The sequence below is a fragment of the Bradyrhizobium sp. USDA 3315 genome (assembly GCF_054056795.1).
Window position 1 is genome coordinate 6533589 of sequence record NZ_JBSRYP010000001.1, and the last position, 22417, is coordinate 6556005.

General features: G+C 64.2%; 24 protein-coding genes and 1 tRNA gene. 18 read left to right on the top strand and 7 right to left on the bottom strand.

Translation table 11 applies throughout. The features are described 5' to 3' along the window. Positions 1-21 precede the first annotated feature (21 nt). The 8 genes from nrdR to ACVIYL_RS30625 all read left to right on the top strand — a co-directional run bounded on the left by nrdR (position 22) and on the right by ACVIYL_RS30625 (position 7395). A complete protein-coding gene (gene nrdR / locus ACVIYL_RS30590; protein ID WP_016844999.1) occupies positions 22-504 on the top strand; it encodes a transcriptional regulator NrdR in 483 nt (160 codons plus the stop codon). Then, positions 501-1661 (top strand): bifunctional diaminohydroxyphosphoribosylaminopyrimidine deaminase/5-amino-6-(5-phosphoribosylamino)uracil reductase RibD, encoded by a 1161-nt coding sequence (ribD, locus tag ACVIYL_RS30595; RefSeq protein WP_253608406.1) that lies wholly within the window; start codon positions 501-503, stop codon positions 1659-1661. Before nrdR ends, ribD begins: the two co-directional genes overlap by 4 nt. A 110-nt stretch (positions 1662-1771) precedes the next feature. Next, positions 1772-2380: a riboflavin synthase gene (locus tag ACVIYL_RS30600; RefSeq protein ID WP_253609999.1), complete on the top strand. Its 609-nt coding sequence runs from the start codon at positions 1772-1774 to the stop codon at positions 2378-2380. 224 nt (positions 2381-2604) lie between these two features. After that, positions 2605-3096: a 6,7-dimethyl-8-ribityllumazine synthase gene (gene ribH / locus ACVIYL_RS30605; protein WP_076834363.1), complete on the top strand. Its 492-nt coding sequence runs from the start codon at positions 2605-2607 to the stop codon at positions 3094-3096. Positions 3097-3098: 2 nt separating this feature from the next. Then, positions 3099-3593: a transcription antitermination factor NusB gene (gene nusB / locus ACVIYL_RS30610; RefSeq protein ID WP_016844994.1), complete on the top strand. Its 495-nt coding sequence runs from the start codon at positions 3099-3101 to the stop codon at positions 3591-3593. A 150-nt stretch (positions 3594-3743) separates the two neighbouring features. After that, complete coding sequence (thiL, locus tag ACVIYL_RS30615) at positions 3744-4745, top strand: thiamine-phosphate kinase (RefSeq protein ID WP_253608407.1); 1002 nt, start codon at positions 3744-3746, stop codon at positions 4743-4745. A 285-nt stretch (positions 4746-5030) separates the two neighbouring features. Beyond that, the gene (locus tag ACVIYL_RS30620) at positions 5031-7151 is read left to right on the top strand and encodes a sodium-translocating pyrophosphatase (RefSeq protein ID WP_028333872.1); all 2121 of its coding nucleotides are present in this window, start codon (positions 5031-5033) and stop codon (positions 7149-7151) included. 88 nt (positions 7152-7239) lie between these two features. After that, complete coding sequence (locus ACVIYL_RS30625) at positions 7240-7395, top strand: hypothetical protein (protein ID WP_167350400.1); 156 nt, start codon at positions 7240-7242, stop codon at positions 7393-7395. A 42-nt stretch (positions 7396-7437) separates the two neighbouring features. Here ACVIYL_RS30625 and ACVIYL_RS30630 read toward each other — a convergent pair whose 3' ends face one another. Together ACVIYL_RS30630 and ACVIYL_RS30635 are read right to left on the bottom strand one after the other, a co-directional pair. After that, complete coding sequence (locus ACVIYL_RS30630) at positions 7438-8445, bottom strand: Bug family tripartite tricarboxylate transporter substrate binding protein (RefSeq protein ID WP_253608408.1); 1008 nt, start codon at positions 8443-8445, stop codon at positions 7438-7440. Between the two features lie 154 nt (positions 8446-8599). After that, entirely contained in the window at positions 8600-9076 is a 477-nt protein-coding gene (locus ACVIYL_RS30635; RefSeq protein ID WP_018271914.1) for an outer membrane protein assembly factor BamE, read from the bottom strand. 137 nt (positions 9077-9213) lie between these two features. On the opposite strand from ACVIYL_RS30635, the gene ACVIYL_RS30640 reads away from it, so the two are divergent. The 7 genes from ACVIYL_RS30640 (at position 9214) to ACVIYL_RS30670 (ending at position 14084) form a co-directional block, all read left to right on the top strand. Next, positions 9214-9765, top strand: a complete 552-nt coding sequence (locus ACVIYL_RS30640; RefSeq protein WP_253610000.1) for a ubiquinol-cytochrome C chaperone family protein — start codon at positions 9214-9216, stop codon at positions 9763-9765. After that, positions 9762-10355, top strand: a complete 594-nt coding sequence (locus tag ACVIYL_RS30645) for a YceD family protein (RefSeq protein ID WP_253608409.1) — start codon at positions 9762-9764, stop codon at positions 10353-10355. Before ACVIYL_RS30640 ends, ACVIYL_RS30645 begins: the two co-directional genes overlap by 4 nt. A 310-nt stretch (positions 10356-10665) precedes the next feature. Beyond that, complete coding sequence (plsX, locus tag ACVIYL_RS30650) at positions 10666-11721, top strand: phosphate acyltransferase PlsX (protein WP_225158932.1); 1056 nt, start codon at positions 10666-10668, stop codon at positions 11719-11721. Next, entirely contained in the window at positions 11718-12695 is a 978-nt protein-coding gene (locus tag ACVIYL_RS30655; protein ID WP_253608410.1) for a beta-ketoacyl-ACP synthase III, read from the top strand. Before plsX ends, ACVIYL_RS30655 begins: the two co-directional genes overlap by 4 nt. A 130-nt stretch (positions 12696-12825) precedes the next feature. Beyond that, on the top strand, positions 12826-13161 hold the full coding sequence (locus tag ACVIYL_RS30660) for an integration host factor subunit alpha (protein ID WP_035631661.1): 336 nt from the start codon (positions 12826-12828) through the stop codon (positions 13159-13161). 127 nt (positions 13162-13288) lie between these two features. Next, entirely contained in the window at positions 13289-13882 is a 594-nt protein-coding gene (locus ACVIYL_RS30665) for a MerR family transcriptional regulator (protein WP_253608411.1), read from the top strand. A 124-nt stretch (positions 13883-14006) separates the two neighbouring features. After that, positions 14007-14084 (top strand) — tRNA-Pro (locus ACVIYL_RS30670). An 837-nt stretch (positions 14085-14921) separates the two neighbouring features. On the opposite strand, the gene ACVIYL_RS30675 is transcribed toward ACVIYL_RS30670, so the two are convergent. Beyond that, a complete protein-coding gene (locus ACVIYL_RS30675) occupies positions 14922-15434 on the bottom strand; it encodes a MarR family winged helix-turn-helix transcriptional regulator (protein ID WP_168855931.1) in 513 nt (170 codons plus the stop codon). Positions 15435-15888: 454 nt separating this feature from the next. On the opposite strand from ACVIYL_RS30675, the gene ACVIYL_RS30680 reads away from it, so the two are divergent. Both ACVIYL_RS30680 and ACVIYL_RS30685 read left to right on the top strand, forming a co-directional pair. Next, positions 15889-17421: a porin gene (locus tag ACVIYL_RS30680; protein ID WP_057020678.1), complete on the top strand. Its 1533-nt coding sequence runs from the start codon at positions 15889-15891 to the stop codon at positions 17419-17421. 438 nt (positions 17422-17859) lie between these two features. Further along, positions 17860-18039: a hypothetical protein gene (locus ACVIYL_RS30685; RefSeq protein ID WP_050999539.1), complete on the top strand. Its 180-nt coding sequence runs from the start codon at positions 17860-17862 to the stop codon at positions 18037-18039. A gap of 184 nt (positions 18040-18223) precedes the next feature. Here ACVIYL_RS30685 and ACVIYL_RS30690 read toward each other — a convergent pair whose 3' ends face one another. After that, positions 18224-18361 carry a hypothetical protein gene (locus ACVIYL_RS30690; RefSeq protein ID WP_253608412.1) on the bottom strand — a complete coding sequence of 46 codons (138 nt, stop codon included), beginning with the start codon at positions 18359-18361 and terminating at the stop codon, positions 18224-18226. A 228-nt stretch (positions 18362-18589) separates the two neighbouring features. Between ACVIYL_RS30690 and ACVIYL_RS30695 the strand changes: the two genes are divergently transcribed. Continuing rightward, on the top strand, positions 18590-19552 hold the full coding sequence (locus ACVIYL_RS30695; protein WP_253608413.1) for an SDR family oxidoreductase: 963 nt from the start codon (positions 18590-18592) through the stop codon (positions 19550-19552). 41 nt (positions 19553-19593) lie between these two features. Here ACVIYL_RS30695 and ACVIYL_RS30700 read toward each other — a convergent pair whose 3' ends face one another. The 3 genes from ACVIYL_RS30700 to ACVIYL_RS30710 all read right to left on the bottom strand — a co-directional run bounded on the left by ACVIYL_RS30700 (position 19594) and on the right by ACVIYL_RS30710 (position 22370). Further along, positions 19594-20061: a GcrA family cell cycle regulator gene (locus ACVIYL_RS30700; protein ID WP_076825272.1), complete on the bottom strand. Its 468-nt coding sequence runs from the start codon at positions 20059-20061 to the stop codon at positions 19594-19596. 107 nt (positions 20062-20168) lie between these two features. Continuing rightward, positions 20169-20369, bottom strand: a complete 201-nt coding sequence (locus ACVIYL_RS30705) for a hypothetical protein (RefSeq protein ID WP_016844973.1) — start codon at positions 20367-20369, stop codon at positions 20169-20171. Between the two features lie 174 nt (positions 20370-20543). Further along, positions 20544-22370, bottom strand: a complete 1827-nt coding sequence (locus ACVIYL_RS30710; RefSeq protein ID WP_253608414.1) for an AMP-binding protein — start codon at positions 22368-22370, stop codon at positions 20544-20546. Positions 22371-22417 lie beyond the last annotated feature (47 nt).

A 22417-nucleotide genomic window follows, 5' to 3' on the forward strand; every position in this document is an offset into this window, starting at 1 on the left:
CGTTGCTAGAGGTCCCGTCGGATGCGCTGCCCGAGCTGCAATTCTCTCGACACGCAGGTCAAGGACTCGCGTCCGACCGAGGACTCCGCGGTCATTCGCAGGCGTCGCGTCTGCATGGCCTGCAACTTCCGCTTCACGACCTTCGAGCGGGTGCAGCTGCGCGAACTGACCGTCATCAAGCGCAACGGCCGCCGCGTGCCGTTCGACCGCGACAAGCTGGTGCGCTCGCTGCAGATCTCCTTGCGCAAGCGCCCGGTGGAATCCGAGCGGGTGGAGAAGATGGTGTCCACCATCGTGCGCGAGCTCGAAAGCGGCGGCGAGGCCGAGGTCTCCTCTGAGGCGATCGGCGAGATCGTGATGGAGCATCTGCGCCAGCTCGACGACGTCGCCTATGTGCGCTTCGCCTCGGTCTACCGCAATTTCCGCGAGGCCAAGGACTTCGAGGCCGTGCTCGACGAATTGACCGGCGAAGAGGACCCGCGGCTCGCGACGCTACGCAAATGATCTTCCGCATTCTGGAAGACCAGTTCGCGCAGAAGGCCAGAGAGGCCAAGGAAGCGGCAAAGGCGGCCGATCTGCGCTTCATGCAGCTGGCGCTGGCGCTTGGCCGGCGCGGGCTCGGGCGCACCTGGCCCAATCCGGCGGTCGGCGCCGTCATCGTCAAGGACGGCGTGATCGTCGGCCGCGGCTGGACGCAAGCAGGCGGCCGGCCGCATGCCGAGGTCGAGGCACTCAGGCGCGCCGGCGGTGCCGCGCGCGGCGCCACGCTCTACGTGACGCTCGAACCCTGCTCGCATTTCGGCCGCTCGCCGCCCTGTGCGGACGCCGTTGTGGCGGCCGGGCTCGCCCGCGTCGTCTCGGCGATCGAGGATCCCAATCCGGAAGTCGCGGGGCAGGGGCACGCCAAGCTGCGTGCCGCGGGCATCGCGGTCGATGTCGGGCTGTGCGCGGAAGAGGCCGCGCGCGACCATGCCGGGCACTTCCGCCGCATCCGCGACAAGCGCCCGCATGTGATCCTCAAGCTCGCGGTGTCCGCCGACGACAAGATCGCTGCCAGCGGCCGTAAGCCGGTTACGATCACCGGAGAGGCCGCGCGGACGCGCGTGCATCTGCTGCGCGCGCAGAGCGATGCGATCCTGGTCGGCATCGGCACGGTCAAGGCCGACGATCCGCTCTTGACCTGCCGGCTGCCCGGCATGGCGGTGCGCTCGCCGGTGCGCCTGGTGCTGGACCGCGCGCTGCGGATCTCTGGCGACAGCCGCCTGGTGCATTCGGCGCGCGAGACGCCGCTCTGGGTGCTGACATCTGATATGGCGGAGGCGCCTGCCGCGGTGAAGCTAGGTGCCGCCGGCGCGCAGGTGATCCGCGTCGCCGCCAGCGCGCCCCAAGGGCTCGATCTGCCGTCCGTCCTGCATGCGCTGGCGGAGAAGGGGATCTCGCGCCTGCTGGTCGAGGGCGGATCGCGCGTGGCAAATTCTTTCGTGGCAGCCGGCCTTGTCGACGAGATCTGGCTGTTGCGCGGGCCTGATGCGATCGGTGCCGACGGCGTTCCCGCGCTGGACGCAATGCCGCTCGACGCAATCACGCAGTCGCCCGCCTTCAGCCTTCGTGCTAGCGAAGCCTTGGCCAAAGATGTTTTGACTATCTACGATCGATCCTAGGTCGTCATGCCCGGGCTTGACCCGGGCATCCACGTCTTGGTCGCCAGCAGTGAAGTAAGTCGTGGATGGCCGGGTCAAGCCCGGCCATGACGAAGAGTAAGAGGTTTGTTGTGTTCACGGGAATTGTCACCGATATCGGTGAGATCACCAGCCTGAAGCAGGTGGCGCAGGGGCAGCTGCACCGGATGCGGATTGCCTGCGACTACGACCAGACCACGATCGCCGACGGCGCCTCGATCGCCTGCAATGGCGTCTGCCTCACCGTCGTCGCCTCCGGCACCGCCGATGGCAAGACCTGGTTCGATGTCGATGCGGCGGCCGAGACGCTCGGCATGACCACCGCCAAGCATTGGGGACAGGGCAGCCGGCTCAATCTCGAGCGCGCGCTCAAGATCGGCGACGAACTCGGCGGTCACATCGTGGCCGGGCATGCCGACGGCATCGCGACCATCGTCAAGCGCGACGATCTGCCCGACATGGCGCGCTTCGAGCTGCGAACCACTCGGGAGCTGGCGCGTTTCATCGCGGCGAAGGGATCGGTCACGCTGGACGGCGTGTCGCTGACCGTGAATACGGTCGACGACATCAGCTTTTCGGTGCTGATCATCCCGCACACGCTTTCCGTGACGACCCTGAACGGCTGGAAGGCGGGCAGCGAGGTCAATATCGAGGTCGATCTGATGGCCCGCTACGCGGCGCGGCTGTCGGAGATGAAATGACGGCATAGCGGTCATTCCGGGGCGATGCGCAAGCATCGAACCCGGAATCTCGAGATTCCCCGGTGCACTATTGTGCACCTGCGGTCTGGTCCTTCGGACCATCTCGGAATGACAGTGCCTGAGGCATTCGTGCTTGGCTTCAGTCGTCGGGGCGACTACAAACTCGCGAAACGTTGACATCCAACGTTATCGGTAAATGTCAACAATATGAAATGGATACGTAGATGGCTGACGCGCGGCGCGCACCCCTGAAGGACCAGACCGACATTACCGGCGCACGCGTGCTGATCGTCGAGGCGCGGTTCTATGACGACATCCAGGACGCGCTGCTGGAAGGCGCGTTGGCCGAGATCAAGGCCGCGGGTGCGACGCACGACGTGATCACGGTGCCGGGCGCGCTGGAGATTCCGGCGGCGATTGCGATCGCGATCGATGCGGCTGAAGCGAACGGCAAGCCGTATGATGCGGCGATCGCGCTCGGCTGCGTGGTGCGCGGCGACACCATCCATTTCGAGATCGTCTCGCAGGAGTCCTCGCGCGGATTGATGGATTTGGCCATCAGCCGGAAATTCCCGCTCGGCAACGGCATCCTCACCGTCAACACCGAGGCGCAGGCCTGGGCGCGGGCGCGCGCCAGCGAACTCAACAAGGGCGGCGACGCGGCGCGTGCGGCGCTGGCGATGCTGCGGATCAAACGCCGCCTGGCAAAGGCCTGACCATGGCAGACAACAAGAAGCCCGCGAAAGCCCCCGACAGAAAAGCCAACCGCCGCGGCGCGGCACGGCTCGCGGCGGTGCAGGCGCTCTATCAGATGGACATTGGCGGCGCCGGCATCAACGACATCTTCGCCGAGTTCGAGAGCCACTGGCTCGGCAACGAGGTCGAGGGCGAGAAATATTTGCCGGCGGAAGCCGCGTTCTTCCGCGACGTGGTCTCCGGCGTGGTGCGCGACCAGGCCCGGCTCGATCCTTTGATCGACGAGGCGCTGTCGAAGGGCTGGCCGCTGAAGCGGATCGACGCCATCCTGCGCGCGGTGCTGCGGGCAGGCTCCTACGAGCTCGAGCACCGCAAAGACGTGCCGGGCCGCGTGGTGGTCTCCGAATATGTCGACGTCGCGCATGCCTTCGTTGAGAAGGACGAAACCGGCATGGTCAACGCCGTGCTCGACCAGATCGCGCGCCAGTTCCGCGGCGACGAGTTTGTGCGGAGCTAGGTGCCGCGATGCCGCCCACCTCCGTAGCCGTCACCCTGAGGTGCCGTAGCGAAGCGGAGGCCTCGAAGGGCGACGGCGTGGCGCTACGGTCGCATCGGGGCCGTGCATCCTTCGAGGCTCGCTTCGCTCGCACCTCAGGATGACGGGTTGATGACCCAAGCAAGTAAACATACCTCCGGCGAAGACTCCCTAATCGCGCGCTATTTCAAGCCGCTCGCGACCGATCCGGGTGCGTTCGGGCTCGACGACGACGCCGCCGCGCTGAGGGCGGCCGGCGAGGACATTGTGGTCACCACGGACGCCATCGTCGAGGGCGTGCATTTCCTCGGCGATGATCCGCCCGACACGCTGGCGCGCAAGGCGCTGCGGGTGAACCTCTCCGACATCGCCGCCAAGGGCGCGGTGCCGGCGGGCTTCGTGCTGACGCTGGCGCTGCGCGGCGCCGAGGAGGCCTGGCTGAAGCCGTTTGCCCGGGCGCTCGGCGAGGACGCCGCGCATTTCGGCTGCCCGCTGCTCGGCGGTGACACGGTCTCGACACCGGGGCCGCTGATGATCTCGATCACTGCGTTCGGCCGGGTGCCGCAGGGCACGATGGTGCATCGCGCGGGAGCACAGGCGGGCGACCGTGTGTTCGTCACCGGCACGATCGGAGACGCCGCGCTCGGCCTCGATGTGCTCCGGGGTGGCCCGGTCGCCGCGGCTCTGGCGGACGATGTCGTCGGGCGGGATTTTCTTGCCGCCCGTTACCGTGTTCCGCAGCCGCGCAACGCCTTGGCCACGGCCGTCCGCACCCACGCCAGCGCCGCGATGGATGTGTCCGACGGTCTTGCCGGCGATCTGACCAAGCTTTGCGCAGCCAGTGGTGTGGCGGGCGTGATCAACGTGCCGAGTATCCCGTTGTCGTCCGCGGCCGCAGGGCTGCTCGCACGCAAGGCGATCGATATCGAGACCTTGGTGGCCGGCGGTGATGATTACGAGCTCTTGTGCGCGGTCCCGAGCGATCATGTCGACGCCTTTCTGCGCGACGCACGGCAGGCAAAGGTCGCGGTGACCGCAATCGGCGGCCTGATCGCAGGCTTGTCGCCACCGAGCTTCCTCGACGGGCAGGGCCGGGAACTGAAGCTGAAGCGGCTGTCCTACAGCCATTTCTAGAGCGTTTTCGAGCGAAGCGGGCACCGGTTCGCATTAAGAAAACGCGTCGGAACGCAAGCAGCGCTAGACTCCCCGCGCCTGATCGCGCCGATTTTCCTTCTAAATAGCTGCCGATATCGGCGTTTTCGGCCACAGGTGGCGTTGCACAGCGGTAACGATTTTGGCAAGGTCGCGCCCGATTTGAGGCAATCCGTTTTTGGGGAGGATTGTCCTCGCAAAATAAGCGCCTGCCGCCCCCTAGCGGCACAAGAAGGCGCGGGGGTTACATCAAGGATCTGAGGCAACATGACAGCTTTATGGTTGATTGTGCTCTGCGGGGCGCTTTCCATCGTCTACGCGATCTGGGCGACGCAGTCGGTCTTGAACGCGGATGCGGGTAATCCGCGCATGCAGGAAATCGCGGCCGCGGTGCGCGAGGGCGCACAGGCCTATCTGCGGCGGCAGTACACCACGATCGGCATGGTCGGTATCGTGATCTTCGTGGTGCTGGCCTACTTCCTGGGCCTGCCGGTGGCGATCGGCTTTGCGATCGGCGCCATCCTGTCGGGGGCTGCCGGCTTCATCGGCATGAACGTCTCGGTGCGCGCCAACGTCCGCACCGCGCAGGCGGCAACCACCTCGCTCGCCGGCGGCCTCGAGCTCGCCTTCAAAGCGGGCGCGATCACCGGCATGCTGGTTGCCGGTCTCGCGCTGCTCGGCGTCACCATCTACTTCATGGTGCTGGTCAAGTTCATGGGTCTGGAAGCGGGCAGCCGCACCGTGGTCGACGCCATGGTGGCGCTCGGCTTCGGCGCCTCGCTGATCTCGATCTTCGCCCGTCTCGGCGGCGGCATCTTCACCAAGGGTGCGGACGTCGGCGGCGACCTTGTCGGCAAGGTCGAGGCCGGCATCCCCGAGGACGATCCGCGTAACCCGGCCACCATCGCCGACAACGTCGGCGACAATGTCGGCGACTGCGCCGGCATGGCGGCGGACCTGTTCGAGACCTATGCGGTGACCGCGGTCGCCACCATGGTGCTCGCGGCGATCTTCTTCGCCAAAACGCCGATCCTGGTGAACATGATGACGCTGCCGCTCGCGATCGGCGGCATCTGCATCATCACCTCGATCATCGGCACCTTCTTCGTCAAGCTCGGTGCCAGCCAGTCCATCATGGGCGCCCTCTACAAGGGCCTGATCGCCACCGGCATCCTGTCGCTGGTCGGCGTCGCGCTCGTGATCAATTGGCTGGTCGGCTTCGGCAAGCTCGACGGCGTCGACTACACCGGCATGGCGCTGTTCTGGTGCGGCGTGGTCGGTCTCGTCGTCACCGGCCTGATCATCTGGATCACCGAATACTACACCGGCACCGACTATCGCCCGGTGAAGTCGATCGCCTCGGCCTCGGTCACCGGTCACGGCACCAACGTGATCCAGGGCCTCGCGGTCTCGATGGAAGCGACCGCGCTGCCCGCGATCGTGATCATCGCCGGCATCCTCGTCACCTACAGCCTTGCCGGCCTGTTCGGCATCGCGATCGCGACCGCCACCATGCTGGCGCTGGCCGGCATGATCGTCGCGCTCGACGCCTTCGGCCCGGTCACGGACAACGCCGGCGGCATCGCCGAGATGGCGGGGCTGCCGAAGGAGGTGCGCAAGTCGACCGACGCGCTCGACGCGGTCGGCAACACCACCAAGGCGGTGACCAAAGGCTACGCGATCGGCTCCGCCGGTCTCGGTGCGCTGGTGCTGTTTGCGGCCTATAATCAGGACCTCAAATTCTTCATCAGCGACGCCAACGCCCATGCCTACTTCAAGGGCGTCAACCCGGACTTCTCCCTGAACAATCCTTACGTCGTGGTCGGCCTGCTGTTCGGCGGCCTGCTGCCGTATCTGTTTGGTGCGATGGGTATGACCGCGGTCGGTCGCGCCGCCGGTGCGATCGTCGAGGAAGTGCGCCGTCAGTTCCGCGAGAAGCCCGGCATCATGCAGGGCACCGACAAGCCGGACTACGGCAAGGCGGTCGACCTGCTGACCCGGGCGGCGATCAAGGAGATGATCATCCCGTCGCTGCTGCCGGTGCTGTCGCCGATCGTGGTCTACTTCCTGATCTACGCGATCGCGGGCGGTGGCGCAGCCGGCAAGTCGGCGGCATTCTCCGCGGTCGGTGCCATGCTGCTCGGCGTCATCGTCACCGGTTTGTTCGTCGCGATCTCGATGACCTCGGGCGGCGGCGCATGGGACAACGCCAAGAAGTACATCGAGGACGGCCACTACGGCGGCAAGGGCTCTGACGCCCACAAGTCCGCAGTGACCGGCGATACCGTTGGCGATCCCTACAAGGACACGGCGGGCCCGGCGGTGAATCCGATGATCAAGATCACCAACATCGTGGCGCTGCTGCTGCTGGCGATCCTGGCGCACTGAGCGGCGGACACGACTGAAACGAAGCCCCGCGGTGAAAGCCGCGGGGTTTTATTTTTGAACCAGACGCGAACAACACGGAGATCAATCGATGTCGCTCTCATCCGCACGGAACTACGCGCTCCGCGCCTCCAAATCGCAGGATCAGAAGGAGGCCATCGAGCTACTCTCGAAGGCGATCATGGAACTGGCGATGTCGATTGAAGCGACCGACGCCAAGGTCAAGAAGATCAACAAGTCGTCGTAGCATTGGCCGCAACGTGGTCAGGAAAGATCGTGACGGCGGCTGCTACTTGACCTCCATCTGCAAGCCTTCCTTCTCGATGATCGCCGCGAACTTCTTCGTCTCGGCATCGACGAAATCGGAGAATTGCTGGGGCGTGCCGTAGTCGGCGCGCGCGCCCATGCCGGCGATGTTCTTCTTGACGTCGTCGCGCTCCAGCATCGCCTTGACCTGGCGGTTCAACTCGTCGAGCACCGGGGCGGGCGCGGTCTTCGGCAGGAACACGCCGAACCAGGACGAGACGTCGAACTTTGCCAGTTCCGGCGCGCCCTCGCGCATCGTCGGCAGGTTCGGTGCGGAATCGCTGCGCTCCGGCGTGGTGACACAGAGGCCATTTAGCTTGCCGTCCTGCACCTGCGGCAGCGACGGATAGAGGTTGTCGAACAGGATCTGGATGTCGCCGGCGAGCCCGGCCTGCAATGCGGGACCGGCGCCGCGGAACGGCACGTGCGTCATCTTCAGCCCGGTGAGCTGCAGGAACCAGGCACCGGTGAGGTGAGGGCTTTGTCCGGTGCCGGACGAGCCGTAGGTGAGCTTGTCTGGATTCTTCTTCAGGAAGGCGATTAATTCGGGGATCGACTTGAGGCCGGTCGACGGATGCGCCGATACGATGTTCGGAATCCGGATCATGTTGGAGACCGGCTGCAACTGGTCGGCCGTGTAGGTCAGGTTGCGGAAGATGCTGTAGGCGATCGCGTTGGGGCCGGGATTGCCTATCAGGATGGTGTGGCCGTCGCCCTTGGCGCGTGTGACCTCGGATGTGCCGATGGTGCCGCCGGCGCCGGAGCGATTCTCCACCACCACCGACTGGCCCCAGAGCGGCTGCAAATGCGCCGCGAGCAGCCGCCCCATCACGTCGGTCGAGCCGCCGGCCGCCGCCGGCACGATGATGCGGACGGTCTCGGTCGGCCGCCAGTCGCCGGCGCCGAGGCTCGCGCGCGGCAGGATCGCCGCGGCCGTCAATGCGGCCGTGCCCGACAATACCGTACGACGGGAAAATCTCTTGGCTCTCATGCGTTTACCCCCTGCTCAGGCTCTTGTTTGCGAGCAAACTAGGGGACCGCTTGCCCCTCGGGCAAGCGACAACTTGGCGCAGCGGCTCATGCTCTGGACTCCGGTTTGACGCGTTGTCTCACGCGAACCGGAGCCCACTTCGCTCGAAAACGCTCTAGTTGAAGCTCAGCAGCTTGAAGAGCGGTGTCAGGTAGGACATTTCCTGGCCCGACGTCGGCGTGGACCGGCTGACGAAGTCGAAGATCTTGCCGTCCTTCAGGCCGTAATTGGCCAGTCGGCGCACCTGCCGGTTCTTGTCGAAATAGACCGCGATCACGCGCTGGTCGATCACCCGCTGATTCATGAAGGCGACCGGGCGGGAGGTCCGTTGCGAGATGTAATAAAACACCTCGCCGTCCAGCGTTGCGACCGTCGAGGGCGTGCCGAGCACGATGAGCACCTGGTCCTGGCTCGCGCCGATCGGGATCTGCTCGAGCGCCCCCTCGGGCAGGATGTAGCCCTTCTGGAATTGTTCCCCGGCGCAGCCGCCGAGTGCGGCGCAGACGAGGCCAATCGCCGCGACGGCGCGGAGACGCGAAAAGAACCCGCGCGCGGAAGCGGCGCGAGACTGTCGTGAAAGAGTGTGGTTCATCGGCGGAACTGATCCGTCCCCTTGCATCGGCCGAGGCATTGACGTACCGGGCAGCTCAATGGATTGCAATCATGCCGAGCTCCAATGGGCGACCTCTCAACAGGCGACCCTTTGGGGACCGGCAGCCGGAACCCGTCATGCTTTGGCCGTTCAATCACTTCAGAAGACCCCGGGTGCCCGCGCGCAGCACCATTGAGATCATCTATGGCATGATCGTGACGCAGGCGCGAGAACCGTTGTTTTACCGTGACTTGGGCGTTCCGGACACGGTTAACGGCCGTTTTGACCTGCTTCTGATGCATCTGTGGCTGGTGCTGCGGCGACTGAAATCCGTCGAGGGCGGCGTGGCGCTGTCCCAGGCCCTGTTCGATCATTTCTGCATCGATATGGACGACAATCTGCGCGAAATGGGCGTCGGCGACCTCACGGTGCCGAAGCGCATGCAGGCGTTCGGTGAAGCCTTCTATGGCCGCACCGCGGCCTATGATCTGGCGCTGACCGACAGCGAGGCGGCCTTGGCCGAGTCGTTCTGCAAGAACATCCTCAACGGTCAGAACATCGACAAGGCCCGCGAGCTCGCCGCCTATGCCAGGGAGGCGATCGAAGAGCTGGCGCGCGCCGATCTCGCGGCGTTGGCCAAGGGCGCGTGGCGCTTTCCGGTACCACAGGCTGCGGGGACGGCGGCATGAGCGGCGGCACCACAGGGCAGCCCGATGCACGGCGCGACCGCGACCCCTGGCGGGTTCTCGTCAATGTCGCGCAGATTCCGGAGACCGGCCTGCATCGCGAGATCGTAGCCGACGAGGCGGCGCGCAAGGCGATGGCCGAAGTTGCCGAGTTGCGGGAGGTCGTCTCCGCGCGTGCAGAGTTCGACCTGCAGCCCAAACGCGACGGCAGCTACCACGTCACCGGCAGAGTCAAGGCCAGGGTCGGGCAGACCTGCGTAGTGACGCTCGATCCGATCGAGAACGAGATCGATGAGCCGATCGATGTGGTGTTCGCGCCGCCCGAGCAGATCCCGCAAATGGCCGACTTGGTCGACGACGCCGACGACAGCGATGAGGAAACGCCGGACCCGCCGGAGCCGATCGTCGGCGGCTTCATCGACATCGGCCGGCTCGCCACCGATGCGCTGTTTCTCGGCATAGACCCGTATCCGCGCAAGATGGATGCGGTCTTTGAACAGAAGGCTGAAGCCCCTGACCCGGAAAATCATCCTTTCGCGGCGCTGAAGGCGCTGAAGGAAAAGCCGGACGGCAAGAAGCCCAAGGGAAGTTGAGGGCGCCTGGCGCCACATTTGCGGGGATGGCTTGCCTGCAAGCTTGCGCGAGCACTGCTCCTTGTTACTTCAAATACGTGTCACAATACATTGAAATACAATGTATTTCTGGTATGCTCTGATGTGTTGCGTGACGGTTCGGCAGCTGCCTCATTTGCGGTCAAGAGGTTGTGTCGGACCGAGGACACGCTATTGTCGCGGCCCGGCCGGGACGCGAGTTGGTGTTTCGCCGCGCGCCGTTAACGGCGGTGACTTCAAGCTCGCGGTCCTCGTCTGAAGGGCTGCGGGAAAGCAGGCTTCCGGGACGTTCATGCCTCAAAAGGTTCGAATAGCGCTTGACGCCATGGGGGGCGATGTCGGCGCTGCCGTCGTCATTCCCGGCGCTGCGATCTCGCTGAGCCGTCATCCCGACAGCGAATTCCTGTTGATCGGGGACCGGGCCCAGATCGAGCCGGAGCTCGCCAAGCATCCGGCGCTGAAGGCGGTATCGAAAGTGATCCATACCGACGTCGCCGTGAAGAACGATGAGAAGCCGAGCCAGGCGTTGCGGCGGACCCGGCGGGCGTCATCGATGTGGCTCGCGATCGACGCCGTGAAGCATGGCGAGGCCGATGTCGCGGTCTCCGCCGGCAACAGCGGCGCGCTGATGGCGATGGGCAGCATCAATCTGCGGACGCTGCCGGGCGTCGACCGCCCGGCGCTCGCCGGAGTTTGGCCGACTCTGCGCGGTGACTCCGTGGTGCTCGACCTTGGTGCCACGATCGGCGGCGACGCCCATCATCTCGCGACACTGGCGGTGATGGGGAGCGCGATGGCCAGCGTGCTGTTCAACATCGAACGCCCCACCGTCGGCCTCCTCAACATCGGAGAGGAGGAGGTCAAGGGACATGAGGAAATCCGCGAGGCCGCCGAAATGCTGCGCGCCCTATCTGACATCAACTATATCGGCTTCGTCGAAGGGGACGGCATCGGCAAGGGGCGTGCCGACGTAATCGTGTCCGAAGGATTCAGCGGCAATATCGCGCTCAAGACCGCCGAAGGCACTGCCCGCCAGATGTTCGACCTGTTGCGCGAGGCGATCGGTTCGAGCTGGATCTCGCGCATCGGCTATCTGCTGGCCCGCGGTGCATTCCGGAAGCTGCGCGACAAGCTCGATCCCAACAAGTCGAATGGCGGCCTGCTGCTCGGCCTGAAGGGCGTGGTGGTCAAGAGCCATGGCGGCGTCAACACGGAAGGCTTTGCTTACGCGGTCGATGTTGGCTATGAGATGGCCCACTACGATCTCCTCACCAAGATCAATCAGATGCTTAATCGCGACGGCAGTGCGCTGGTGCAGGCGCAGACCGCGCAGGAGGCTGTCTCGTGACTGCGATACGTTCGGTAGTGCTCGGCTGCGGCTCCTATTTGCCGGAGCGGGTTTTGACCAATGCCGAACTGGCCAGCCGGATCGACACGTCGGACGAATGGATCGTGCAGCGCACCGGCATCAGCGAGCGCCACATCGCGGCCGACGACGAAGTCACCTCGCATCTGGCGATCAAGGCGGCGCAGGCCGCGCTCGCCCACGCGCAAGTCGATGCGCAGTCGATCGACCTGATCGTGCTCGCGACCTCGACGCCGGACAACACCTTTCCCGCCACCGCGGTCGCCGTCCAGCACGCGCTCGGCATCAACCATGGCGTCGCCTTCGACCTGCAGGCGGTCTGCTCCGGCTTCGTCTTCGCGCTGGCCACCGCCGATAATTTCCTGCGCGCCGGCACCCACAAGCGGGCGCTGGTGATCGGTGCCGAGACCTTCTCACGCATCCTCGACTGGAACGACCGCGGCACCTGCGTGCTGTTCGGCGACGGCGCCGGCGCGGTCGTGCTGGAGGCGCAGCAGCAGTCCGGCACCACCAGCGACCGCGGCGTGTTGACGACGCATCTGCGCTCCGACGGCCGCCACAAGGCGAAGCTGTTCGTCGATGGCGGGCCCGGTTCGACCAGGACGGTCGGATACCTCCGGATGGAGGGCCGCGAGGTGTTCAAGCACGCCGTCGGCATGATCACCGACGTGATCGTCGACGCTTTCAACGCCACCGGCTTTACCGCCGAGGACATCACCTGGTTCATCCCGCACCAGGCCAACAAGCGAATCATCGATGCGTCGGCGCATAAGCTTCATATTGCGCCGCAGAAAGTGGTCCTGACGGTCGACAAGCACGGCAACACATCGGCGGCCTCGATCCCGCTCGCGCTGTCGGTCGCCGTGAAGGACGGGCGCGTCAAGAAGGGCGATCTGGTGCTGTTCGAGGCAATGGGCGGCGGCTTCACCTGGGGCTCGGCGCTCGTGCGCTGGTAGCGTATCGCCAAACAGTATCGACAGGTTGCCGGTATCTTTCCTGCGCCTGGGTGCTGGTCGCTGTTGACCATTGCGCGCTAAGCTTTTAATTTCAGTCAAGAAATTGTTCGCCGAGAGTGCGGGGCAGGCGATGACCACGGGAACCGGAAAAACAGTTACGCGCGTCGATTTGTGTGAGGCGGTCTACCAAAAGGTGGGTCTGTCGCGCACGGAATCGTCGGCATTTGTCGAGTTGGTGCTGAAGGAGATCACCGATTGCCTGGAAAAGGGCGAGACGGTGAAGCTGTCCTCGTTCGGCTCCTTCATGGTGCGCAAGAAGGGCCAGCGTATCGGCCGTAATCCGAAGACCGGCACCGAGGTGCCGATTTCGCCGCGGCGGGTGATGGTGTTCAAGCCGTCGGCGATCCTGAAGCAGCGGATCAATGGCCATGTCGTCACCAATGGCGACGGCAGCAAGGCCGACTAGAGCGTTTTCAAGCGAAGTGGATACCCGGTTCGCGTGAAGAAAGCGCGGCAAACCTAGAATCCGGAGCCCCGTTCCGATTCAATCGGAACGGAAAGGCTCCAGGCATTGAGCTCAAAGGAGCGGGCATTTGGACAAGGCGCCGGATGCGTTCCGTACCATCAGCGAGGTCGCTGATGAACTCGATATTCCCCAGCATGTGCTGAGATTCTGGGAAACGCGCTTCGCGCAGATCAAGCCGATGAAGCGCAGCGGCGGACGCCGCTATTATCGCCCCGACGACGTCGACCTGCTCAAGGGCATCCGCCGGCTGCTGTACGGCGAGGGCTACACCATCCGCGGTGTGCAGCGGATCCTGAAGGAGCACGGCATCAAATCGGTGCAGGGCATCGCCGACCAGACCGCGGCGGTCTCGTTCGGCGCGGTCGAGGAAGCCGTCGGCAACAGCATGGCCGAGCCCGACGATCTCGAGAGCAGCGACGGCCTCGATTTCGACGGCGAGGAGGGGGATGGCGACGAGAAGGGGATCGACTACCGATTCGTCGATCCCGACGAGGATCCGATCCTGTCGACCTACAAGGCGCACGCCCAGCCGGGCAAGGCGGCCGCCGCGCCGCCGGTTCGTCCCTCCGTTCCGTCAGTCGATCGGGAGCGGCTCGAACGCGTGCTGCAGGAGCTGGTCGCCTGCCGACAGGTGATCGACGCGGCGATGAAGGACGGCTGAGGCAAGGAAGCCTGCCAAGGAAACCTGCCAAGGAAACCTGCCAAGGGAACCGGCCTCGGAATACAGTCTTTGAGAGCCTGCCCCGCCTTGCGCGAACGCAGGATCGCAGCTAATGGAACGGCATCGGAGCGTGGCGCAGCCCGGTTAGCGCACTAGTCTGGGAGACTAGGGGTCGGAGGTTCAAATCCTCTCGCTCCGACCATTTTTCTCAAAATTCGTTCGGTGTGGTTTGAAGCGGGCGCGCATCGCTCGCCGTCGGCTTGCGATTGGTTGCCAATGCTGTTCGCCAGTCGCGGAAAGCTGTGCGCGGAAGCCAACACGCTGTCGTTAATATCGAGCAAACGCTCGTTGAAGAGGCAGCACCAAGCCGATCGCATCGGCGGCTGTCGTTGTCGATGAACAATCGTTCATGGAACGCCACTGATTTCAGGCGGTTAGTTGCGGGGCGCATTTTGGAGGACAAAATGAAGCACGCAATCATCGTCCTTTCCGCGGCATGCCTGATGGCTTCCACCCCGGTTGCTTTTGCACAGGGCGTTTCGAGCAAATCACCTGGACACGAGATGCAAAAGAAGGGCTCCAAGAAAGGCAGTCACGGCGCTTCGGGCTATGCACCCGGGCACGAGATGCAGGCACGAGGATCGAAAGCCGGGAGCCCAGGGGCCTCTGGCTACGCCCCTGGTCAGACGACGGGGTCGGGCAGCGGGATGACCGGAGGCAGCCCGACCAAGTCCAGATAGTTACACTGTAAGTTTTTCGGGGCCCCGGCCGTCAGCGCCGGGGCTCCTTTTCCATGGCCCGTTCACGGATCGACCGCGGCTTGGCCCGTTTCATGCTTTCCATTGAGGGGCAAATGGGGGGCCAACATGATTGCTGAACACTTTCTGGTCTGGGCTGCGCTGCTGAGCGTTCTCGCCTTCCTGGCGTTCCAGTCGCCGGGGCGCGGACACCGATAAGTCTCCGCTTCCAACGCTTCGCGAGGTGAGCGGCGCGATCATGCCGGTTGCCAGTCGTCCCGTCTGCTGCAGAGCCGGTCGCCTCAGGCCTCGGCCTCCATCGCAACAATCAGGCAGGCCTTTTCCAGGCGGTTGGTAAGCATCGAAAGCTTGGCCGTGAACTCGGCCAGCTCAGCCTCGCTGAACTCCTCGAACACGGTTTTCTTGAACGCCTTGTGCTGCTCGGCGAGGCCTGCGAGGTGCCTTTTGGTCTTGTCGGTCAGCGACAGCCGCACCACGCGCGCATCGGCCGGGGAGGGCGCGCGCCGCAGCAGCTCCTTCTGCTCGAGCAGCTTGGACTGCGTGGTCACGAACGACGGATCAACGTGCAGCAGTTTCGACACCACGTTGATCGGCACGCCGTCATCCTTGTCGAGATCCGAGATCGCGATGAGAATCATCCATTGCGGACCGCTGACGCCAAGCGACTTGCCCCAGAACTGACGGACGCGCTCCAGATGCGAGTTGATGGCCGAAATCTCGAGCGTGAACCGCTTGATGATGTCGAGATGTTCGATGGCGCGCTGGCGCGTCGAATCCTTCCTTGTCACTGACACAGCTTCCTCTTCCCTCGGGCGCCGACTCAGCTTTGTGCTGATTTATTTCTTGTTTTCCGCGCTGCAGTAGGTTTTTTCCCGCAAGCCGCCAACGAACGCAAGTGAACGTAAAGTAATTATGATGGTCGTGTGACAGGTGGACTATTTGGGATGTGACAAGTTTTCTCAGGTAGGCAAAGGGCTTACAGGCAGCGTTGCCGGCGAGACACAGTGCGGCCGCATTCGCATTCCTGACTTTATAAACTATTTTGATTGGCGAACTCGCCAATGCATATTGAACCCGGCGGTAGGGGAATCTCGATCGTCCCGTTGCGGTGATCGTTCAAGTCCGTCGCACACCACAGATTGATCTGAGGGTGCGGGGTTTGGGGAAAACGGTCTTGGACAATGCGGGAGGATCACGGGGCGCTCGCGGCCTCGGACTCTCCGCATATGAGCAACTTGGAGGTTTAATATGAATTTGAAGAGCCTTATCCTGGGCTCGACGGCTGCGCTGGTCGCGGTCGGCGGGGCACAGGCGGCCGATCTTCCCGTCAAGGCCAAAGCGGTCGAGTACGTGAAGGTTTGCTCGCTTTACGGTCCGGGCTTCTACTACATCCCCGGCACCGACACCTGCATCAAGCTGGGCGGCTATGTGCGTGCTGACGTCGTGGTGAACGGCAACAGCGTGTACGGCGCGAACTACAACGGCGCCAGCGGTGCCAACAACCGTTTCACGAACGGCTACACCTGGCGTTCGCGTGAAGACTTCAACATCGATACGCGCACCGCGACCGAATACGGCGTGGTCCGCACCTATTTCGATGCGGTGTTCACCTGGACCTCCGACACCTATGCCGGCCAGGGCAACGGCTCGACCGTGTACTCGGCGATCGGCTCGTCTTCTGCGCCGAACAACGCAGGTTCGGGCAACGTGGCTGCCGGTACGGTCGGCGTCTACTACGCCTTCATCCAGTTCGCCGGCTTCACGATGGGTAAGGCGGTTTCGCAGTTCGCTGCCCCCTGGAACGGTTATCCGGGCAACAACTACGACGCACTCGTCGGTGGCGTGAACACCACCAACGGCATCAACCAGTTCACCTACACCGCGCAGTTCGGCAACGGCGTGTCGCTGGCTCTGTCGGCGCAGGACCAGGTTGCCTACATGCAGGCTGGCGTGAACAACCTCGGCGTCGGTGGTGCCTACGGCTCCAGCGACTACGCCGGCACGATCGCTCCGGACTTCGTCGCTTCGCTCAAGGTCGACCAGGCTTGGGGTATCTTCCAGGCGTCGGTCGCCGCGCATGACAACCACGCTGCCTACTACGGCGGCACCGAGTTGACCGGTCATCCCGACGACAAGTGGGGTTGGGCTGGTGCGTTGGCCCTGTCGATCAAGAACATCCCGACCGGACCCGGTGACACCATCAACATCCAGGGCGTCTACACCGACGGTGCGACCCGTTACAACATCCAGGAACTGGCCAGCCAGGCCGGTGCGATCGCCATCTTCGGCGGTTCGAGCCTGCCGGGCGTCTATGGCAGCGTTGGCTTCGGTACGGCACCCGACACGGTGTTCGGCCCCGGCGGTCAGCAGCAGTCCATCAAGACCTGGGGTATGCGCGGTGCGTACACCCACAACTGGGATCCCTACTGGAACACCAGCTTGTACGGTGCGTTCGCCGCTGTTTCGTACAACGATGCGGCTAAGTCGCTCATCTGCGGCGTTGGTGGCGTCGGTGGTTCGTTCCGTGCCGCATTCGCTGGCGGCGCTGGCGTGACCGCCTGCAACCCCGACTACAACATCGCGCAGATCGGCGTGATCACCCGTTGGACCCCGGTCAAGAACCTGACCTTCTCGGCCGACGTGACCTACTCGCACCTCGATCAGAAGTATGCCGGCATCATCACGACGTCGTCGACTGCTATCGGCAAGCCGACCGCGACCTACGAGCTGAAGGATCAGGACACTGTCCAGATGCTCTTCCGCGCTCAGCGCAACTGGTAATTCCGGTTGATCTGATCACGATCCAACAGAACCCCGGCAGGCAACTGCCGGGGTTTTTCTTTGCGAAAGATTCTAAGGAGAGCTGAGCTGCGTCATTTCGGTCCACGCGAACGACGAAGACGAGCCATGCGATTCATTAGCCGCAGACTTATTTACTTACCTGATCTACTAAACTATATACGCCACGGCCAACACATTGAATGATGGCTCTTAGCTAGCTGCTAAGCCTCCCAAACCTCCGGCAATGCCCTGCCGGAGGTTTTTGATTCAAGGGCCCAGCCGGCGTCGACGATGGTGGCGCGCGCGGCCCGCCAAGCTGCGGCCGGCGATCGGGTTGCCGTCGCCTTGCCGATTCGACGCCGTCAGGATTTGACGGAATCGATCCGCAGTGCATTCTCGCCATTCATGGGACGCTTCAAGAATAGCCGCCTGGCGCGCATGAGCAGCGGCCACTATTGCCTGATCCGGGATCTCGGGCTGGTAAAGGGCGGCAAGGGATTGCGGCACCATGAGGTGATCATCGATTTCTCGTGGCGCGGCCTGCTCAAGCTGGCCCTGAGTGCGGGTGCAGGCGTCCTGCGGCGGCGCGCATCCGTGCGCATCGAGACAGCCGAATAGCGCCACGCCGCGTCATGACGCGGCGTGGCCTGCAGCCAGGATGCGCGAGATCATCGCGTGAGGCTCACGCGCTTCGCAAACAAGTGTTCGAGTTCGGACGACGTGATCGCAACATTGTCAGAGCTTCGCCTATGACGATCGCGCGGTGTGCCACGCCGCGCGCTGCGCTATGCGCCGATTGCGATCAACGTGGTCCATCTGCACAGGTGCTGTCGCGCTGCTTCGCTGGTTTTACCTCGGCAGCTGCGGCCGCGGTGGAAATTTCGGCCGCGATCGCCATCAGCGTTGTCGCGACCAATCTGTTCAGGATGTGCACGATCATGGTCTCCGATTGTCGATGTCGGATTGTTCGCAACGCGGAATGATTTCGTTACGCGGCCACCGTCTCAACCCGCTGCAGGCGGGTCACTTGCGCGTGAGGCGGCGCCGTTGCTGGGCGACAATTCGGTGATGTAAGGTGCCGCAGCCAAGCGGTTGGGGCTGCGATCCGCGCTCCGGCCGAAACAAAGAAGAACAGGGCAAGAAAAATAAGGGAAGGAACGGATCTCACATGAAGGATTTCGCCGGAAAGATTGCCGTCATCACCGGTGGCGGCACGGGCATGGGGCGCGAGCTGGCACGGCAGCTCGTTGCCGAGGGCTGCAATGTCGCGATGTGCGACGTCTCGGCCGAGGCGATGGCCGAGACCAAGCGGCTCTGCGAGGTCGAGAAGCTGCCGCAGGGCCTGCGCATCACGACCCACATTGCCGACATCTCGATCGAGGATCACTACAAACGCTTCCGCGATGAGCTGATCGAGCAGCAGGCGACCGACAAGATCCACCTGCTGTTCAACAACGCCGGCATCGGTGGCGGCGGCAGCCTGTTCTCCAACACGCGCGAGCAGTGGGAGCGCACCTTCAACATCTGCTGGGGCGGCGTCTATCTCGGCGTCCGCACCTTCCTGCCGCTGTTGGTGAAGGCCGACGAGGCGCACATCGTCAACACCTCGAGCGTCAACGGCTTCTGGGCCTCGGTCGGCATGGGCGTGTCGCACACCGCCTACAGCGCGGCGAAATTTGCCGTGAAGGGATTCACCGAGGCGATGATCAACGATCTCCGGCTCAACGCGCCGCATGTGAAGTGCTCGGTCGTGATGCCCGGTCACATCGGCACCTCGATCGTGTCGAACTCGCGCAAGGTCCAGAACGGCTCCGACCAGCTCAACGCCGACGAGCTCAAGCAGGCCCGTCAGCGTCTGCAGGGGCAGGGGATCGACGTCGCCAAGATGTCGGACGTCGACATCCAGCAGCTCGCGCTCGATCGTGCCCGCATCTTCCACGACGAGGCACCGACTTCGGCCGCGGCCGCCGCCAAGATCATCCTCGACGGTGTGAAAGCCGAACGCTGGCGCATCCTGGTCGGCGACGATGCGCATCTGCTCGACGAGCGCGTGCGCAAGACGCCGGAACAGGCCTACACGCCGGAGTTTTATCAGGACCTCGTGGCAGCAACCGGGTGGAAGGTCGGCTGAACGGCCGTCCCGCATCGCGTGGGGACGGCTTCACTCAAGCGCTATCCGCGCATCGCGCGTTGGCGCGATCCCGCTTGATAGGCGAGGCGGTAATGCCCTGAGCAATAGGGCATGCCGCCGAGCGGTGTGTTGCCGCAGAAGCAGAAATCATCGGCGCCCGGGGTGCTGATCGGCCAGCGGCAGCGCTGCTCGCTCAGCTCGAACAGCGAGCAGCTGTTGGCGCTGACGATCGGGGCGTCGTCGGGCTCCTGCTCGTAGACCGCCTGGAGCAACCGGAGCTGCTGCTTGGCAGTCGCCCGTTGCGCGGCGTGGGCGGCGGATTTCTTGCGCCGCGCCCGACGTTCGTCCGGCGTCGTGCGTGTGAGGTTCAGCCGCGACAGCTTGCCGATCACCGCATTGCGGCTGACGCCGATATTGACGGCGATGTCGCGGCAGGAGAGGCCGGCTTCAAAGTAGATCTTGAGTTGGTCGACGCGCTCCGGCGTCCAGGTCTCTTGGATGGCAATCATCTGACGGTTCCACGTTCTGTGTTGAACCGCCGCGCCGGCACACGCGCCCTTAGTTCTTGAGCATGATCTTTTCGGAAAACCGGTTTCCACTTTTCCGGATCATGCTCTCAGGGCGTGCGGCCGTTGTCGCGGATTGCAAGCAACCCGTCCTTGATGGCGAGCCGAATGCCTTCCTCGATCAATGTCCGTGCGACGCCCGGGACGCTCGTGCCGTGGGTGCCCTGTCTCACCAGCTTCTCGAGGTATCCGATGGTCGAGAGCGCCAGCGTGACCGGGACGCGGTCGGTTTCGGCCTTTTCCGTAGCCATGGTGAAACGCTTAACCCCGAACGCCTGTACTGAAAAGTATCTATTTAGAGTCTATTTAGGAATGAGGCGGTTCGTCAAGCCGTGGGCGGCAAGAAACAGCCAGCCGCGCCCAAGCGCGCTGGAAGCGAGTTCCAGCGCGCGGGTGTCATCGAATTATTGAGATAGATGAAGGTGTTAGGGCCGTAACTCGACCTTGACCGGGAACTTCTTGAGAAGCCGCTCAGCCTTCTCGGCCTTTTCCGGAGGCGCGCTCACGCTCAGGTACAGTCCGCGCGACGGGTCGGTGATCGCGTCGACAGTGACCTCGCCGGACAATCCTTCCAGCGCCAGCAACTCGCGCGCCGCCTCGCCGGCGGCGATCTCGCGCAGCTTCGGCTTGAAGATCTTGCCGACCGGAGTCACCGGCATCTCCGGAATCACCGACACCACGCGCGGGCGCGCCGGCGGCTCTAGGATGTTGTCCTGCACGAAGGCGGCGAGCGCGTTCGGATCGATATGGGTGCCGGGCTGCGCCGAGACGAACAGCATCGGCACTTCGCCGGCGTAGGTGTCGGGACGTCCGACGGCCGCGGCAAGCGCCACGCCCGGAAACGCCAGCGCGGCGTCCTCGATCGCGCGCGGATCGATGTTGTGGCCGCCGCGGATGATGACATCCTTGGCGCGGCCCATGATGTAGACGAAGCCGTCAGCATCGATCCGGCAGATGTCGCCGGTGCGCAGCCAGCCGTCGCGGAACGCCTCCTCGGTCTGCTTCTTGTCGACATAGCCGGCGAACACCTGCGGGCCCCTGGTCAGCAGTTCGCCGACCGGCGAAGGCCACGGTCCCGTGTGGAGCTTGCCGCCGTCGAGGATCGCGAGTTCGACCAGCGGATTGCGGGTGCCGACGCTCTCGGCGCGCGGCTTCACACCGTGCACATCGTGAGTGATGGCGCCGGCGAGCTCGGTCATGCCGTAGAGCTGCTGGATGCAGGGGCCGCCCCAGGTCGCAAGATAACGGCGCTCGATCTCCGGCGGGCAGATCGAGGCGCCGGTGGCGGTGACGCGCAGGGTCGAGATGTCGCTGTCCGCGACCGGGATATCGGCGAGGGCGCCAAGTATCGTCGGCACGTTGCCGGCGATGTTGATGCGGTACTGCTCGATGATCTGCCAGAAGTGCCGGACCAGCGCCGGATCGCGCGCGCCGGCGGGACCGGGGATGACCATCGTCGTGCCGGCCGCCAGGGAATTGGCCGTGGTGCAGAAAAGGCCGCCGACATGGAACAGCGGCATCGTGATCATCGCGCGCTCGCCGCGATGGAAATCGAGCGCCATCCGCGAGGATACTGTGGAGGCGACCATCGCGCGGTTGGTGAGCCGCGCCACCTTGGGATGGCCGGTAGTGCCGCCGGTCGGGAGCATCACGGCGACGCGGTCGGCCTCGCTCATGTCCTTGGACTTGCCGTAGTCGTCGCGCCAGGCGGGATCAGGCCGCAGCACCTCACCGTCGAAGGCGATGCTGCCGTCGAGCGGCACGATCACAATGTGCTTCAGGGAAGGCACCTCGCGCTGCAGGCCCTCGACCCTCTCATAGAGCCCGCCTGGCATGCCCGGCGGCGGCGCCAGCAACAGCTTCGCGTGGATCGCATTGAGCTGGGCGACGATCGCTTCGCGCGTGAACAGCAAATTGAGCGGCTCGGCGACGCCGCAGGCGGCTGCGCCGAAGATCGCGACGACGGTCGCGGGGCACGCCGGGAGCAGGACAGCCACCGCGTCGTCCTTGCCGATGCCGTGCTTACGGAAATAGGTTTCAGCGGCCTTGATGCAGCCCATCAAGTGATCGTTCGAGATCACGACCGGATTGGGATCGAGCGGCGAGCGCAGATAGATCGCGGCTTCAGCGTCCGGCGCGCCCTGCGGGCCGCGGGCAATGAGGTCGAGGATGCGCGGGCAGGCGGCGAGCGTCTCCTGCATCTCCCTGTCGCGCGCAGCCTCGTCGGCCGGCGAAAGCCTGTCCTTCAGCATATCCGTCCCCGTCCATTCTTGTTCGTTGGGACGGGGATTGTATCGAG

Bases quoted from the DNA above. Each gene is read 5' to 3' on its own strand.
- nrdR (WP_016844999.1), top strand. From the start codon at position 22: ATGCGCTGCCCGAGCTGCAATTCTCTCGACACGCAGGTCAAGGACTCG.
- ribD (WP_253608406.1), top strand. From the start codon at position 501: ATGATCTTCCGCATTCTGGAAGACCAGTTCGCGCAGAAGGCCAGAGAG.
- ribH (WP_076834363.1), top strand. From the start codon at position 2,605: ATGGCTGACGCGCGGCGCGCACCCCTGAAGGACCAGACCGACATTACC.
- nusB (WP_016844994.1), top strand. From the start codon at position 3,099: ATGGCAGACAACAAGAAGCCCGCGAAAGCCCCCGACAGAAAAGCCAAC.
- thiL (WP_253608407.1), top strand. From the start codon at position 3,744: ATGACCCAAGCAAGTAAACATACCTCCGGCGAAGACTCCCTAATCGCG.
- ACVIYL_RS30620 (WP_028333872.1), top strand. From the start codon at position 5,031: ATGACAGCTTTATGGTTGATTGTGCTCTGCGGGGCGCTTTCCATCGTC.
- ACVIYL_RS30625 (WP_167350400.1), top strand. From the start codon at position 7,240: ATGTCGCTCTCATCCGCACGGAACTACGCGCTCCGCGCCTCCAAATCG.
- ACVIYL_RS30630 (WP_253608408.1), bottom strand. From the start codon at position 8,445: ATGAGAGCCAAGAGATTTTCCCGTCGTACGGTATTGTCGGGCACGGCC.
- ACVIYL_RS30635 (WP_018271914.1), bottom strand. From the start codon at position 9,076: ATGAACCACACTCTTTCACGACAGTCTCGCGCCGCTTCCGCGCGCGGG.
- ACVIYL_RS30640 (WP_253610000.1), top strand. From the start codon at position 9,214: ATGCTTTGGCCGTTCAATCACTTCAGAAGACCCCGGGTGCCCGCGCGC.
- ACVIYL_RS30645 (WP_253608409.1), top strand. From the start codon at position 9,762: ATGAGCGGCGGCACCACAGGGCAGCCCGATGCACGGCGCGACCGCGAC.
- plsX (WP_225158932.1), top strand. From the start codon at position 10,666: ATGCCTCAAAAGGTTCGAATAGCGCTTGACGCCATGGGGGGCGATGTC.
- ACVIYL_RS30660 (WP_035631661.1), top strand. From the start codon at position 12,826: ATGACCACGGGAACCGGAAAAACAGTTACGCGCGTCGATTTGTGTGAG.
- ACVIYL_RS30680 (WP_057020678.1), top strand. From the start codon at position 15,889: ATGAATTTGAAGAGCCTTATCCTGGGCTCGACGGCTGCGCTGGTCGCG.
- ACVIYL_RS30685 (WP_050999539.1), top strand. From the start codon at position 17,860: ATGAGCAGCGGCCACTATTGCCTGATCCGGGATCTCGGGCTGGTAAAG.
- ACVIYL_RS30690 (WP_253608412.1), bottom strand. From the start codon at position 18,361: ATGATCGTGCACATCCTGAACAGATTGGTCGCGACAACGCTGATGGCG.
- ACVIYL_RS30695 (WP_253608413.1), top strand. From the start codon at position 18,590: ATGAAGGATTTCGCCGGAAAGATTGCCGTCATCACCGGTGGCGGCACG.
- ACVIYL_RS30700 (WP_076825272.1), bottom strand. From the start codon at position 20,061: ATGATTGCCATCCAAGAGACCTGGACGCCGGAGCGCGTCGACCAACTC.
- ACVIYL_RS30705 (WP_016844973.1), bottom strand. From the start codon at position 20,369: ATGGCTACGGAAAAGGCCGAAACCGACCGCGTCCCGGTCACGCTGGCG.
- ACVIYL_RS30710 (WP_253608414.1), bottom strand. From the start codon at position 22,370: ATGCTGAAGGACAGGCTTTCGCCGGCCGACGAGGCTGCGCGCGACAGG.